We start from the raw sequence: 637 nt of genomic DNA, 5'->3' as shown, positions 1-637 counted from the left end.
AGAACCTATCCCAAAAGGAATTGTCAGATCGAAAATAATGGCAATTTTTGAGGGCGAAGTATGACGGGCAACAAGTGGCAGATCAGCGATGAACTCTGGGAGAAAATGGCTCCACTTCTCCCGGAACATAAAACCCACCATCCGCTGGGCACGCATCGTAGACGTGTTGATAATCGTGCCGCAATGAACGCCATTTTCTTTGTGCTCAGAACCGGTTGCCAATGGAATGCCCTGAATGCCACGGATATTTGCTCATCCAGCTCAGCCCACCGCCGCTTTCAGGAATGGCGGGATGCTGGAGTATTTGAACGCTTCTGGCAAAACGGGCTGCTTGCCAGCGAGAAGCTGGATGCCATTGACTGGTCATGGTTGTCGATGGATGGCTGCATGACAAAATCGCCCCTTGCAGGCTCAAAAAAACAGGTCGCAACCCGACTGACAGGGGGAAACAGGGAGTAAAGCGGAGCCTGATGACCGACGGGAACGGGCTTCCGCTCTCGCTGGTTGTCGCAGGGGCAAATACCCACGACATAAAACTGGTTGAAGATACGCTGGACGCGCTACAGACCGGCAGGCCGGGTCGCAGGCTGCATCTGTGTATGGACAAAGGCTATGAGGCTGAATGGCTGGAAATTTG

Annotated in this window: 1 pseudogene; it reads left to right on the top strand. The window is 53.2% G+C overall.

Annotated features, from left to right (window positions below):
- Positions 1-60: 60 nt before the first annotated feature.
- Positions 61-637, top strand: a pseudogene (locus F9C28_RS19995) (IS5 family transposase); the annotation flags it as partial.

It is taken from the genome of Shimwellia pseudoproteus (assembly GCF_016415625.1).
GTDB classification, from domain to species: domain Bacteria; phylum Pseudomonadota; class Gammaproteobacteria; order Enterobacterales; family Enterobacteriaceae; genus Shimwellia; species Shimwellia pseudoproteus.
This window is presented reverse-complemented; position numbering and strand designations above follow the sequence as displayed.